This window comes from Agrilactobacillus composti DSM 18527 = JCM 14202 (genome assembly GCF_001436375.1).
In the GTDB taxonomy this organism is placed as follows: domain Bacteria; phylum Bacillota; class Bacilli; order Lactobacillales; family Lactobacillaceae; genus Agrilactobacillus; species Agrilactobacillus composti.
In genome coordinates this window covers 509-14,360 of record NZ_AZGA01000064.1, presented here as the reverse complement: position 1 = coordinate 14,360, position 13,852 = coordinate 509, and the positions used below count along the sequence as shown (strand labels likewise).

At 46.1% G+C, this 13,852-nt stretch carries 11 protein-coding genes; 6 read left to right on the top strand and 5 right to left on the bottom strand.

Going from position 1 to position 13,852, the window contains the following annotated elements:
• Nucleotides 1-4 precede the first annotated feature (4 nt).
• Nucleotides 5-2,170 carry a class 1b ribonucleoside-diphosphate reductase subunit alpha gene (gene nrdE, locus FC83_RS10395; RefSeq protein WP_035456046.1) on the bottom strand — a complete coding sequence of 722 codons (2,166 nt, stop codon included), beginning with the start codon at nucleotides 2,168-2,170 and terminating at the stop codon, nucleotides 5-7.
• Nucleotides 2,171-2,287: 117 nt separating this feature from the next.
• On the bottom strand, nucleotides 2,288-2,518 hold the full coding sequence (gene nrdH / locus FC83_RS10390) for a glutaredoxin-like protein NrdH (protein WP_035456047.1): 231 nt from the start codon (nucleotides 2,516-2,518) through the stop codon (nucleotides 2,288-2,290).
• Between the two features lie 248 nt (nucleotides 2,519-2,766).
• On the opposite strand from nrdH, the gene FC83_RS10385 reads away from it, so the two are divergent.
• Nucleotides 2,767-3,729, top strand: coding sequence for a zinc-binding dehydrogenase (locus FC83_RS10385; RefSeq protein WP_035456050.1), 963 nt, complete (start codon nucleotides 2,767-2,769; stop codon nucleotides 3,727-3,729).
• 61 nt (nucleotides 3,730-3,790) lie between these two features.
• Here FC83_RS10385 and FC83_RS10380 read toward each other — a convergent pair whose 3' ends face one another.
• Nucleotides 3,791-4,750: an ATP-binding cassette domain-containing protein gene (locus FC83_RS10380; protein WP_035456052.1), complete on the bottom strand. Its 960-nt coding sequence runs from the start codon at nucleotides 4,748-4,750 to the stop codon at nucleotides 3,791-3,793.
• A 4-nt stretch (nucleotides 4,751-4,754) separates the two neighbouring features.
• Nucleotides 4,755-6,290, bottom strand: coding sequence for an ABC transporter permease/substrate-binding protein (locus FC83_RS10375; RefSeq protein ID WP_057002747.1), 1,536 nt, complete (start codon nucleotides 6,288-6,290; stop codon nucleotides 4,755-4,757).
• Between the two features lie 162 nt (nucleotides 6,291-6,452).
• Here FC83_RS10375 and FC83_RS10370 point away from each other — a divergent pair, with 162 nt between their 5' ends.
• Nucleotides 6,453-7,787: a dihydrolipoyl dehydrogenase family protein gene (locus tag FC83_RS10370; RefSeq protein WP_035456055.1), complete on the top strand. Its 1,335-nt coding sequence runs from the start codon at nucleotides 6,453-6,455 to the stop codon at nucleotides 7,785-7,787.
• Between the two features lie 54 nt (nucleotides 7,788-7,841).
• Here FC83_RS10370 and FC83_RS10365 read toward each other — a convergent pair whose 3' ends face one another.
• On the bottom strand, nucleotides 7,842-9,062 hold the full coding sequence (locus FC83_RS10365) for an aminotransferase-like domain-containing protein (protein WP_035456058.1): 1,221 nt from the start codon (nucleotides 9,060-9,062) through the stop codon (nucleotides 7,842-7,844).
• Between the two features lie 141 nt (nucleotides 9,063-9,203).
• Between FC83_RS10365 and FC83_RS10360 the strand changes: the two genes are divergently transcribed.
• From FC83_RS10360 to brnQ, 4 genes are all read left to right on the top strand, one after another.
• The gene (locus FC83_RS10360; RefSeq protein ID WP_035456060.1) at nucleotides 9,204-10,097 is read left to right on the top strand and encodes a LysR family transcriptional regulator; all 894 of its coding nucleotides are present in this window, start codon (nucleotides 9,204-9,206) and stop codon (nucleotides 10,095-10,097) included.
• Between the two features lie 75 nt (nucleotides 10,098-10,172).
• A complete protein-coding gene (locus tag FC83_RS10355) occupies nucleotides 10,173-10,808 on the top strand; it encodes an LVIS_2131 family protein (RefSeq protein ID WP_035456062.1) in 636 nt (211 codons plus the stop codon).
• Between the two features lie 39 nt (nucleotides 10,809-10,847).
• The gene (locus FC83_RS10350) at nucleotides 10,848-11,834 is read left to right on the top strand and encodes a hypothetical protein (protein WP_035456064.1); all 987 of its coding nucleotides are present in this window, start codon (nucleotides 10,848-10,850) and stop codon (nucleotides 11,832-11,834) included.
• A 105-nt stretch (nucleotides 11,835-11,939) separates the two neighbouring features.
• Nucleotides 11,940-13,286 carry a branched-chain amino acid transport system II carrier protein gene (gene brnQ / locus FC83_RS10345; protein WP_035456066.1) on the top strand — a complete coding sequence of 449 codons (1,347 nt, stop codon included), beginning with the start codon at nucleotides 11,940-11,942 and terminating at the stop codon, nucleotides 13,284-13,286.
• The last annotated feature ends 566 nt before the right edge of the window (nucleotides 13,287-13,852 follow it).

Genomic DNA, 13,852 nt, shown 5'->3' with positions numbered 1-13,852 from the left:
GGCGTTAAATAATGCAGCTTTCACAGTCATTGCTGCCGACTTCTTGGGAGTTATCCGTGAAGGTGCGGACGTAGTAAATGGATTTGATACCTTGATAATAAGCGTAGTTGCGCAGAATGCTTAAGTCCCGGGTGGTTTGTTCGGGTTCATGTTTCCATTCGTATAAGCCCTCTGGCAAGGTTGCCCGTAGGAATAAGGTCAAACTCATACCTTGATCCACATGGGCTTGGGCAGCGGCATAAACGTCGATAACTTTGCGCATATCCGTATCATAAGCGGACTTGTAATAAGGCAAGGTACCATTATCTAGCAATGGCGCTGGGAAGTAGAGTTTCCCGTTTTTCTTTTCAGTCCGTTCTTCCACCAAACGGGTGATAGGGTGCAAGCTGGCAGAAGTATCATTGATGTAAGAAATAGAGCCAGTTGGGGCAACGGCTAAACGGTTTTGATGATACAAACCATCTTTTTGAACGGCCATTTGTAAGATAGCCCAGTCGCTTTCTTCAGGGATGAAGACATCTGCAAACAAGGCTTGAACCTTAGGTGATTTAGGGGCAAAAGATTTTTCGGTATATTTCTTGAAGTAAGTGCCATCGGCATATTTGGACTTGTCGAAATTATGGAAAGTTTCATGGCGTTCTTTAGCAATTTGATTGCTTTCAACCAAGGTCCAGTAGTTGAGCAACATGAAATAAGTGCTGGTGAGTTCCAAGGAATCTTCAGAGCCATATTCAATGTGGTTCTTAGCCAAGAAGGTATGCAACCCCATGGCCCCTAGCCCAATGGAGTGGCTCAAACTATTGCCGTGGGCCACGGTTGGGACTGCATCAATGTTGGATTCATCAGTGATGAAAGTCAATGCCCGGGTCATGGCCCGAACGGATTTACCGAAGTCAGGGCTAGCCATCAAGTTCAAGATGTTCGTGGAACCCAGGTTACAAGACACATCGGTGCCCATTTTAACAAATTCTTGTTTGTCATTTAATAAAGCTGGGGTTTGGACTTGTTGAATTTCAGAACATAGGTTACTCATGATGATCTTGCCATCAATGGGGTTAGCCCGGTTGGTGGTGTCGATATTCAAGATATAAGGGTAGCCGGATTCTTGTTGCAGTTTGCTGATTTCATTTTCCAAATCCCGGGCCTTGATCTTATATTTCTTGATCTTAGGATTTTGCACCATATTGTCGTATTCTTTGGTGATATCCACATAAGAGAAAGGCACACCATAGATTCGTTCCACAGAATAAGGGCTAAATAAGTACATGTCTTCATTGTTGCGGACCAATTCATAATACTTATCAGGGACGATGACCCCTAGGGATAAAGTTTTGACCCGGATCTTTTCGTCGGCATTTTCCTTTTTAGCGGATAAGAAGTTGATGATATCTGGGTGGAAGACGTTTAAATAAACGGCCCCAGCGCCTTGGCGTTGGCCCAATTGATTGCTGTAGCTGAAACTATCCTCTAGTAACTTCATAACCGGTAAAACACCACTAGAAGCACCTTCGATGCCCTTAATTGGGGCACCGGCTTCCCGCAGGTTGGACAAGGTGATCCCCACACCGCCACCGATGCGAGATAACTGCAAAGCGCTGTTGATACCCCGGCCAATGCTGTTCATGTCATCGGTCATTTGGATCAAGAAACAAGAGACGAATTCCCCCCGACGTTTGCGTCCCGCATTTAAAAAAGAAGGGGTGGCAGGTTGGTAACGTTGGTGGATCATTTCATCCGCCAAGTCTAAGGCTAAAGCTTCATCTCCATTGGCGAAGTACAAAGCGTTAGCCATGACCCGGTCTTCAAAGGATTCTAAGTATTCTTCCCCATTATCAGTCTTTAAAGCATATTGGTTATAAAATTTATAAGCCGCCATAAAGGACTTGAAAGTGAAGTCTTGGTCAGCCAAATAATCATGGATCTGATTTAAGAATTCATCCGAATATTTGGACAAAAAGCCAGTTTCATAATAATCATTGGCCTCTAAGTAGTCTAATTTGGCCTTGAGGCTAGCAAAGCGTTTGGTGTTGGGTTCAACGTTTTCTTTGAGAAAAGCCGCTAAAGCCTCTTTATCTTTATTTAAAGGAATTTTACCGTCCACGGGCCGGTTCAATTCGTTGTTTAATTTAAAATAGGACACATCACTAATATTGATTTCTTTTAAACTCATGTGCACGCACCACTTTCTAATATATTGCAGACAATCTAACGTTAAAACTGAAAAAAAATAGATGACGTCATCAGATATGTCGTCATCATTGCAAGATCTAACTTACACAGACCCAGATTAGCCCACCAAAACCTTTAAGTCGCTAGGCCGGAAACCAATGATAGGGCTTTGTTCCTTAGCCATCACGACGGGCACACTTCTAAAGCCCTGTTCTTTTAAATAATCTACATATTGGGGGTCTTCATTAATATTTCTTTCTTCATAAGCCACTTGGTGCTCACTCAAATAACGTTTGGTCATCTTGCATTGCATACAGCCGTTTTTAGTATAAATAACAACATTTTTCATATATATTACCTCCGAATAACGCGGTGTGTGGCACCATTTGGCTTGAAAATACCTGCTCGCGTTCGTATTGATTACAAGATTTATAATAGCATGCTCAGGGGATAAACACAATATATAGTGTCTGATTTTTAAAAAATATCTAAATAAGGGATAAATCACAGGACTTACAAAAAGTCAATGAAAAAATGGCCTATGAAAGCGTATGATGTACTTGTGATAAAATTTACAAGAATGGAAGTGCAGCACATATGAAAGCAATTGTGATTGATGATCCTGGTGGGCCTGAACAATTAAAGTTAAAAGACGTGCCCACGCCTACCGTTAAACCCGGTTGGAGTTTGGTACAGATCAAAGGCTTTGGCATCAACCGTTCCGAAATTTTTACCCGCTTGGGGTATTCCCCGGTGACCTTTCCCCGGATTTTAGGGATCGAGGGGGTAGGGGTGATTGCCCAAACCACCGATGCCAGTAGATTACCCGTAGGACAAAAAGTCGTGAGTTTGATGCACGGCATGGGCCGGGCCTTTGACGGCAGCTATGCCGAATATGCCCTGTTGCCCAACGCCAGCATTTATCCCGTCAATACCCAGTTGTCTTGGCCAGAACTGGCAGCGGTGCCTGAAACCTACTATACCGCCTATGGGTCTTTGTTGAACCTGAAGATTCAACAAGCCAAGACCCTATTGGTCAGAGGCGGTACCAGCGGCGTGGGGGTAGCGGCTATGCAATTAGCCCAAGCGCTGGTACCTGGCCTGCAAGTCACCGGCAGCACCCGTCAGCCCGAGAAATTTGCCATTATGCAACGCGCAGGCTTTCAGGACACCGTGTTAGATGACCACCGGCACTTGCAGACAACGGCCAAGTTTGACGCCATTTTAGAGCTGGTGGGCCCAGATACCCTGATGGATTCTTTGACCCATTTGCAGGTGGGGGGTTATGCTTGTTTCACCGGCGAATTAAGCGGCATGGATGATGCCCGCTGGACCATTGCCGATTTTGACCCCTTCGGCATTCCCGCTGGGGCCTATTTGACCCATTTCAGTTCTGAGGCGGCTAATGCCCAGGCTATCAATGACTTGCTGCAGTTGATCGAAACTCACCATATCAACGTGCAGCCGGTACAAGTTTTTGACTTGGCCCATACCGCAGCTGCCCAAGGGGCGTTGGATCAAAAGACTAGCTTTGGTAAAGTAGTCGTTATCAATTCGTAAAGTTTCAAATTAAACAGGCGTTGTCCCCTTAAAAATAAGGGAACAGCGCCTGTTTAACTGGCTAGGCTTGGGCTTTGGCTGCTAGAAAGCGCCAAACACTGGGGCCATCTAAGTAACCTAAAATTTGGCCATTTTGGGTAATGGCTAATTGTTGCTGGGCCGCTAAGTGGGCATAACAGGCCGCAAGCGGCGTATCTCCGGTAACTGTTACGATGGGCAAATTCGGATAGGGCTGGCTTTGGCCGAAGTCGGCCAACAAAAGCCGACGGATGTAAATGTTGTCGGTTTTCCGGGCTTCGCTGCCTTTGAATAGGGTTTGTACGTAAGGGTCACTGGGCCGTCGGACAAGGTCATCCGGCGTGCCCAACTGTAAAATCCGGCCGTCCTTCACCACGCCAATACGCTGGCCCATTTTTAAAGCTTCATTCATATCGTGGGTCACAAACAAAATCGTGGTATGGAAGCGGTGATGAATGGCCAGGGTCAAATCCTGCAGCTGTTCCCGGGAGACTGGATCTAAGGCACTGAAGGGTTCATCCATCAAAATCAGTGCTGGCCGGCCCAAGAAAGCCCGAATGATACCTACCCGTTGTTGTTCCCCGCCAGATAATTCACTGGGGTATTGGCTCAGATAGGCCAAGGGCAGTTGGGCCGCCGCCATGAGTGTTTGGATGAGCTGCTGGGTTTGTTTTTTCGGTTGATGTTTGATTTCTGGTAACAAGGTCAGATTTTGGCCAATGGTCATGTTAGGGAATAGGGAGATCTGTTGCAGCACATAGCCCATGTTCAGGCGAATTTGGCGCAAATTTGTGGCGTTGAGGGCTAACCCATTGACGGTGATATGACCATTAGTTGGTTGTACCAAGCCGCTGACGGTTCGCAAAATCGTGGTTTTGCCCCCGCCGGATTCCCCCACTAAGACTAAAATCTCATGGGGCGCCACTTTTAAAGATAAATCTGAAATGGCGGCTTGGCCGTCAAAATTCACTGAAATATGAGTTAAGTTAATGACATCTGCCATCCAATCACTTCCTTAATAGCCCATGGGCTTGTAAATAGGTTTTGGCAACTTTAGCGGCACTGATTTTTTCAACGGTGACCTGGTAATTCAGGGTCTGCATGTCCGCCGCCGTAATTTTGCCGGCTAAGCGATTCAACTGTCCAACGATTGTCGGGTGTTGTTTGGCAAAGGCCTGGGTCATTAAAGGGGCGCCTTGGTAAATGGGGAAAAATTGTTGGTTGTCTGCTAGGGTGACCAAATGATACTGGCGAATTTGGGCATCGGTGGCATAGCCATCCGTGAGTTGCACTTGCCCCGCTGCCAGCGCCTGATAGCGCAGGTCGGGGTCCAGGTCAGTATTGTGCAAGGTTAGCTGGTATTTTTTCGCCAAGCCCAAATAACCATCTTGGCGATTCATGAATTCCAAATCAAAACCACTGTGCACTGGGGGCTGTACCTGTTGCAAATCACTGATGGTGCGCAATTGGTGGGCTTTGGCAAAGGCTTTGGTGGTGACCAGGGTATAGGTGTTGTTATAGGCCATGGGTTTTAAGTAGGCCAATTGGGCCTTTTGGGCTAACTGGTGCCGGGCTAGTTGGTAAATGGCCCCAGCGGACTTATTGTCCAATTGCTGGGCTGACTGGGGCAGGAGATCTTCTAAAACCGTACCGGTGAACTCCGGATAAATATCGATTTGCTTATTTTTCAAGGCGGAAAACAGAAAACTGGTTTTGCCAAAATTTGGTTTTAAAGTGACCTGGACGTTTTTATCTTGGGCCAAGATCAAATCTTGGTACATATTGATCAAAATTTCAGGTTCTGACCCCATTTTACCGGCAATGACGATTTTTTCGGGTTGGGTGGCACTGTAAATTTTAGGGGCAGCTAGGCCGACCCCTAACAAAACCAGCGCGCCCCCAGTGGCCACCAACATCCCCTTGGCCTTCAAGCGCCCAAACTGGGTGATGATCCAACTAAAGCCCACTGCCAGCAAGGCGGAGCCCACCGCGCCAATGAGGGTGAGGCTACTGTCGTTGCGGTCGATGCCTAGTAAAATAAAGGTCCCCAAACCCCCTGCGCCAATTAAAGCGGCTAAGGTAGCGGTACCAATGATCAAGACCGTGGCAGTTTTGACCCCGGTTAAAATATTGGCCTTGGCCAAGGGCAATTCAATGCGGTGCAGGCGTTGCCATTTGGTTAGGCCAAAAACTTCAGCGGCTTCTTCAAGGTTAGGATCAATGGTGGTCAAGGCGGTGTATGTATTGCTATAGATGGGCAGAATCCCATATAACACCAAGGCAATAATCGCCGGGGTACTGCCGATCCCCACCAGGGGGATCAAAATCCCTAATACCGCCAAGGAAGGAATGGTCTGCAAAATCGAGGTAACACTCAAGGCCACATTGGCAAACTTGGGATGATTTCTAGCAAAGACTGCCAGGGGAATGGCAATAATAATCGCTAAAATCAAGGCAATCAGGGTTAGATAAATATGTTGGCCCAAGGCGTTGAAAAACTTCGCATTGGCCGTGAAAAAATGGCTAAATCCAGTGCTGGACAACAATACCACCTCCGTATCAAGGGTCAAATAAAAGACTAGCCACCATTATACAACTGAATGGGTACAACACAAATTCAATTTTTTTGAGCCAACGATACTGCATTTTTACAATAGCGGTTTACAATTAAGCTAGCACCATTAAATATGAAAGGGTGATTGGAATTGAACAAGCATTACGATGTGATTATTTTTGGCGCCGGCCCGGGAGGCACCGCCGCAGCTTATGGGGTAGCCCATAAAAAGTCGGTGTTGGTCATTGAAAATGACTTATTTGGCGGGACCTGTCCTAACCGGGGCTGTGATCCTAAGAAAATGTTGTATTCCGCTGTTCAAGCCAAGGTTCGGGCCACTAATCTACAAGGCAGTGGCTTAAAGGGGGTCCCCACCATTGATTGGCCGGACTTGATGGCCTTTAAACGCCAGTACACCCGCCAAATCCCCAAGGAAACCGAAAACGGTCTGCAACAAGCCGGGATTGCCACCTATCATGGCCAAGTTCACTTTTTAGATGAACAACACGTGCAACTGGCGGATAAGACCATCATCAGCGGGGATGACTTTATTTTAGCCACGGGACGGCGGCCCCGCTTATTGGACATCCCCGGCCAAGAATACCTCAAAACCAGCACCGATTTCTTAGATTTAGATGCTTTACCCAAACGCATGACCTTCGTGGGAGCGGGTTTAGTGACCATGGAGTTGGCCAATATTGCCAATCAAGCCGGGGTGGCAGTGGACATTTTACACCATAACGACCAGCCCCTGAAAGAATGGCCCACGCCCCTGGTGACCCAATTGGTGGAAAGCATGGCCAGCGCCGGGATTCACTTTCACTTTAACACCAATCTGACGGCCATCACCAAACAGGCAGGTGGTTATCAATTGACCACGGACCAAGGTATCTTGTCTTCAGATTATGTGGTGGCTGCCGTGGGGCGGATCGCCAATACCGAAGCCCTGAAATTGGAAAATTGTGGGGTGACCGTGACCAAACGGGGCATTGCTGTGGATGATCACCTACAAACCAGCACCCCCCATATCTATGCCTTAGGGGATGTTATGGCTAAACCCCAACCGAAATTGACCCCAGTGGCTGCCTATGAAGGCCAGTATTTAGCCCAGCTATTGACCGGGCAAAACACCGAGGCCATCGATTATCCCGTCATTCCTCAAATTCTCTTTGGCACCGCTGAAGTCAGCCAGGTGGGGGTGACCTATCAAACTGCGGAAAACCATCCCAAAGCCTACCAAATCAGCACCTTAGATCTGACCCATTGGTACACCTATAACCGCCTCAAAGATCCCCTGGCCCAAGCTGTGATCATTCGGGCCACGGCCACCCAACAAGTGGTGGGTTTTGCGGCCTTCACCACCGCCGGCGAGCAGCTGTTGAATCTGTTCAGCTTAATCATGAACTTGAAACTATCCAACACCCAAATTCAAGAAATGATCTTTGCTTATCCCACGGCAGCTAGTGATTTGACCTATTTAATGTAGATAAAGCCAAAAAAACAGCATCAGCTTACGAGCTGGTGCCGTTTAGATTAAAGCCTATTTGTTAGAAAAAGCATAGCTGGGCCGCTTACTGGCAATGGTGTCAGCTAGGATTTCACTTAAGCGGTGGATGCCAGTTTGGATGTCAGCTAGACTTGGATTGGTGAAGTTCAACCGGGCTTGGTTATGCACGGCCTTAGAAGGGTACAGGTTCTTAGCTGGGACGTAAGACACATGCCCTTCTGGCAACATGCGATCCGTTAACAGTTGGCCTAAGTCGATGTTGTCAGGGACAGTGAGCCAGATGAAGAAGCCACCGGTTGGTTTGGTATAAGTGACCCCAGCGGGTAATTCCCGTTGTAAGCATTGCAACATGAAGGTCATTTTTTCTTGGTAAACCTTGTTGATGCTTTGAATATGCGCATCTAAGTTGTTGGTATCTAGGTAAGTGTTGACCCCTTGCATGATCAAGTTAGGGGTCTCCACATCTAGGCCAGCTTTTAAAGCCACGATGTCTTGGAATAACTCAGCATCAGCGTTCAACCAGCCCAAACGCAGGCCAGGGGCTAAAATTTTGGAGAAACTACCTAGGCTAATGACCCGACCTTCGGTATCCATACTGCGCAAAGTTGGTAATAAGTGGCCATTGTAGCACAATTCCCGGTAAGGGGAGTCTTCTAAGATGATGAAGTTATAGCGGTTGGCTAGTTCAAGCAAAGCTTGGCGTTTAGCTAAAGACATCACGGCACCCGTGGGATTTTGGTAATCGGGGATGGTATAGACTAATTTCACGTCATGTTGCAACAAGACTTTTTGCAATTGGGTGATGTTCATGCCATCAGGTTCCATGTTAACTTCATGATAAGTAGGTTCGTAAGCATCGAAGTTAGCCAAGGCCCCGATATAAGTAGGGGCTTCCACCACCAAGCCATCGCCTTTATTTAAAACCAAGCGAGCCACTAAGTCGATGCCTTGTTGGGCCCCTTGGGTCAACATGAGTTCAGCGGTTTTTGTAGGTGTGCCTTGTTTGGTCAAGCGGTCAGCCAGTTTTTCCCTTAAAGGTAACAAGCCTAAGCTATCATGGTATTGTAAAGTTTCACCATTATCATTGTCGAAAACTTGATCAAAAGCTTGTTTCAAAGCCGCCTTGGGAAAAGAGCCGGTATCCGGTAGCCCCGCCGCGAAACTGATCAACTCGGTTTGGCCATTGGCAAAAATATTACCCAAACCGGATTGGGCAGTTCTTTGAACGCGACTTGCTAATCTTTTCTTTGACATATTATCCACACTCCTGAAAAAGTTTTTTGATTTGTTCTTTGATTTCTTAGTGATTATGATATACTGGTTTTCATAAACAGTAAAATTCAACTTTTTCATAATTACATGAAGAAAATTCACAATACAGTAAGGACGGGTTTTATGGCTAGTTTTTCTTATGAAGTTTTCACAACTGTTGTTAAAAAAAAGACGTTTTTTGCGGCGGCGAAGGTCTTAAATGTGACCCCCAGTGCCGTGAGCCATTCTATCAATCAATTGGAAAAGGATCTGGGCTTTCCCATTTTCATTCGCCACCGGACCGGGGTGCAATTAACGGCCGATGGCCAGCGAATCTTGCCCATTGTCCAACAAATCTTAAATACCGAAAATCGCCTGGTCCAAGAAGCCAATGATATCAAGGGCTTGAATGCAGGTTTAGTGCGCATTGGGGCCTTTAGCAGTGTGTGTATCAATTGGTTGCCAGATATCATTCGCAGTTTCCATAAGCAATATCCGCAAATCGAAATTCAATTGATTCAAGGTACGTTTAACGATATCGCCGAACAGGTCCGTATTGGCAGTATTGACATTGGCTTTTCTTCGTTACCAGTGTCGGATCAACTGTTAGTGACCCCATTGATCAAAGATCCCATTTATTGCATTACCCCTAAGGAATTTCAGCCGGAAAATGGCAAGTTCGTCACCGATAGCGACATTGGCAAGCGTAACTTCATCTTGCAACAAGGCGACTATGATAAAGATACCAAACAAGCCTTAGACCGATATAACGTCACACCTAATTCCATTTCGTATTCCATTGATGACCAATCTATCCTTTCAATGGTAGAAAGTGGCCTGGGCCTGGGGATTTTGCCCAAATTAGCCCTGCAGAAGTTGACCGGGGCGGTGAACCACTACCCATTTTCAGAAGCCTTTAATCGCACGCTGTGTTTAATTGTCAATAAAATCCAGGCCCAATCCCCAGCAACTCGGCATATGTTAGAAGAAATCCATACTTATTTACAAAACCGGTATGGGGCGGAATTTCTGGATTAATTGACTAACACGGTTTCCAATATAGGCCTGAAACATGTATAATATGGCTAGTCATACAAAGATGGGAGTATTATTATGTCTGCTTGGAATTTCATTGGCATTTTGGCTTGGTTGATTGTGCTGGCCTGGTTGATTTTTACAATACTGAACACCCGCAAACGGCATTTGAAGATGATCATCAAGGATCATAAGAAATTCACGTGGCGTAATCTGTGCTTGGATATTGTGGAAGTTGTCGTATTTTTGGCCATGGCTATTTTTATGGTCCAAACCACCTTTTTACGGGTGCCTAATCTAAAGGATAGCAGCCAAGTTAAACTCAGCTATCAATATAAACCCCTGGTTTTAAAAACCGATGGGGCCCAAGGGTATTACGTTGAAGTGCAAAATGGTAATGGGAAAAAACCCGTCCAATATTTCACATATTGGGTAGAAGGTGCTCGCTATGAAGTCAACTCTAATCACGCCCGGGTGGCCACGGGAGGCGATCCTTTGGCCGTCAATGGGGCGGGTTTACCTTGGCCGAAGAAGGTCATTAAACAAGTGAGCCGGGATATGCCCGCTTTTGTGGCCCAACTATCCGGCACTTATCGGCCAACGTTTATCAATGGCTTGGGGATGCACGTGGGCAATTCTGCTGAAGATTATTACCTCATCAGCGTGCCTTCTGAAATCTTCGTCAACAATAAAGACAAGGATCAAGAACAATAAACAATTTAACGAGAGTGGTGCAGTTTTTTGAGTAAGTTTATGAAACAGATTGCAAAAATACTGGGTATTTTCATTGTGGCCTTTGTCATTTTAGGCGGTGCCTATAAAGCCACTAAAATGGTGAAACAACACTTTGAACGGCAGCGGATTGCCCAGATGTATACGACCATTACCAAGACTGGGAAATTACGGATTGGTAAAAATCGCTATATTTATCTCACGGACTATGGCCGCAGTCGTTTGCAATCTAATTTGACCTTTAAGAGTACTAAACAGAAGAAACATGTCCCCGCCACCGCGTATGTGGTGGATAATTCTCGGCAGGTGACTTATGATTACGTCAACAAAACCACGTTGCCAAAGCCTTTGACCAAGGGGACCGTCATTAATTTAACCGCACCCTTTGGCCTATCACATGGGCCGAAGTTTCGTTTAGATCTTTTGGCCGGCACTGATAATTTGGTCCGTTATCCAGATATCAACATCAGTTTGCCAGAGAAACATAACAAGCGTAGTTTGAAGTTGAATGTGATCGTGGGTTATAACGTCAGCAAAAAAGGGGAGTTACTCCAAGATGCGCCGAAGTTAGCGCCTTTTGCCGGCCAAACCGTGCCTTTTGAAATTCAAAACCAAGGCATGCGTACGGGTAAGTTCAAGAAGAACGACTTTAAGAAACTGGCCAAAGCCCCTAACTTAGACCTGCCAGCCAGCTGGCTGAAGGCCCACCCTAATAGTTTGCAGGTTAATTTTGAAACCTTGCGTTCAGCTACCAAACCAACGTTGCGCTATCAAGCCACCATTGATGGCAAGAAAGTGACGATTAATCCAACGATTAAATTAGTGAAGACCCGGTCATATGAAAAAGATTGGCAGGCCACTTTTAAACCTAGTGCCCAAGTATTAGCTCAGTTGAACCAATCCAAGTCTAAACGCTTGAAGGTCACAGCGGCTTACTATGGCACTTACGTGGATGCTTATTATTACCCAGGTAATTCTTTATCAGGTGTTTATACTTATCGTAAATAAACTGAAATACACTTTAAACGCACTGCCAGTGACGTTTAAAGTGTATTTTTATGGACATTTAGGTATAATGATGCATGTAATTATGCTGTGTCAAAAGGAGAACACATGGAGAAAAAATTAACCTTACGCAACCGTATTTTTGTGGGAACCATGTTATTCGGGATGTTCTTTGGAGCGGGAAATTTAATTTTTCCCGTCTTCATGGGCCAGCAAGCCGGGCGCAATGTCTGGCCGGCCATCATTGGTTTTTTGGTCACTGGGATCGGGCTGCCTTTATTAGGGGTGGCCGCCATTGGCATAAGCCGCAGTGAAGGGGTCTTTGATTTAGCCAAGCATGTGGGCAAAATCTACGCCTATTTCTTCACAATCCTGCTGTATTTGATCATTGGGCCATTTTTCGCATTGCCCCGGTTGGCCACCACCTCGTATCAAATTGGGATTGCGCCTTTTGTGGGCCAACACCAACAAGTTTTAGCCTTGGCCATTTTCAGTGTGGTTTTTTATGTATTGGCCTGGTGGTTTTGTCGTAAACCCAGCAACATCATGGTTTACGTGGGTAAATTCCTGACCCCGCTATTTTTATTATTCCTAGTTATTTTTATCTTAGTGGCCCTGTTCAGACCCATGGGGGGCTTAAACCATGGCGTCCAAACTGCTTATAAGAGTGTGCCTTTCATCAGTGGGTTCACCGAAGGGTATAACACCATGGATGCCTTAGCCGCCTTAGCCTTTGGCATCACGGTGGTTAATGTTATTCGGGGCCTGGGGGTCAAGGACCCTAAGGCCATTGCCAAGGATACCTTGAGTTCAGGGGTCTTGAGCATTGTGTTAATGGGTATTATTTATACTTTGATGACCATCGTGGGGACCATGAGCTTGGCCAAATTCCCACTGGCGGCCAACGGGGGTGTGATTCTGGCCCAAACCGCCAATTATTACTTCCATAGTTTAGGCAGTATTTTATTAGCGGCTATTGTCATCTTAGCCTGCTTGAAGACGGCCATTGGCTTGATCACGTCCTTTGGGGAAACCTTTAAGGAACTATTCCCCAGCTGGTCTTATCAAGTCATTATCATTGTGGCTAGCTTGTTGCCCATGATTTTTGCCAATGTGGGCTTGACCCAGATCATCGCTTATTCTATGCCGGTATTGTTCTTTATTTATCCTTTAGCCATGACTTTGATCATTGCCGGTATTTTGGCGCCGCTGATGCATATCACCAATCCTTGGTTCTATCGCTTACCGGTGATTTTCACTATTATCCCGGCGATTTTAGATGGGCTGCAAAATGCCCCCAAGGCCATTGCCCAAAGCGGTGGGGTGACCAGGTTGTTACAGATCCGGGACATCTTGCCTTTGGCAACTTATGGTTTGTCTTGGGTCTTGCCAGCAGTCATCGCTTTTATCATTGGTTTCATCGTCAGCCGCAACAAAAAGTCAGCTGCCGTTTAAAAAAACACTTGCAACCCTTGGGCTGCAGGTGTTTTTTTAAAGTGCGCCCGGCATGGGCGATGACTTGATGGTGAAAGTCCATTATAGACCGTAGTAGTCGGAACTATTAGATGAGGACAAGGGTGTCCGCCGCGAGGCGGAATCTGAAGGAAGTCTAAAGCAAAGTGCTGAACCAATGAATAAGAAGTGGCTATAAGGCTGTTTACAGTGGATAAGGTTGCTTTACAAACTGAAGTCCAATACTACTCGAAACTGTACGCAGTAAAGTCAATGGTTGCATGGCACGAAAGTTATCGTTCTTACCCGGGGAGGTCTGTATCATACGTTCCCGACAAGAGAAACGGAAAGTTTCACAGGAACAAACTAGGCAGTGATGTCTAGCTGAATGATACAGAAGTCAGCCGAGGCCATAGTAGTTGCCAATGGCAACGAAGGGCTGAACAATAATAATTCTCACTAAAATTGGAGGTGGAAGTCGTGCGAAAATTGCAGAAAACAGAAATCAAAGCTGACCGCCGGGGGAAGATAAGTCTGGAAGACCAAAGGCAACTCGGGGCGCATAGTGT

Bases quoted from the DNA above. Each gene is read 5' to 3' on its own strand.
- nrdH (WP_035456047.1), bottom strand. From the start codon at position 2,518: ATGAAAAATGTTGTTATTTATACTAAAAACGGCTGTATGCAATGCAAG.
- FC83_RS10355 (WP_035456062.1), top strand. From the start codon at position 10,173: ATGTCTGCTTGGAATTTCATTGGCATTTTGGCTTGGTTGATTGTGCTG.
- nrdE (WP_035456046.1), bottom strand. From the start codon at position 2,170: ATGAGTTTAAAAGAAATCAATATTAGTGATGTGTCCTATTTTAAATTA.
- FC83_RS10380 (WP_035456052.1), bottom strand. From the start codon at position 4,750: ATGGCAGATGTCATTAACTTAACTCATATTTCAGTGAATTTTGACGGC.
- FC83_RS10385 (WP_035456050.1), top strand. From the start codon at position 2,767: ATGAAAGCAATTGTGATTGATGATCCTGGTGGGCCTGAACAATTAAAG.
- FC83_RS10350 (WP_035456064.1), top strand. From the start codon at position 10,848: ATGAAACAGATTGCAAAAATACTGGGTATTTTCATTGTGGCCTTTGTC.
- FC83_RS10365 (WP_035456058.1), bottom strand. From the start codon at position 9,062: ATGTCAAAGAAAAGATTAGCAAGTCGCGTTCAAAGAACTGCCCAATCC.
- brnQ (WP_035456066.1), top strand. From the start codon at position 11,940: ATGGAGAAAAAATTAACCTTACGCAACCGTATTTTTGTGGGAACCATG.
- FC83_RS10360 (WP_035456060.1), top strand. From the start codon at position 9,204: ATGGCTAGTTTTTCTTATGAAGTTTTCACAACTGTTGTTAAAAAAAAG.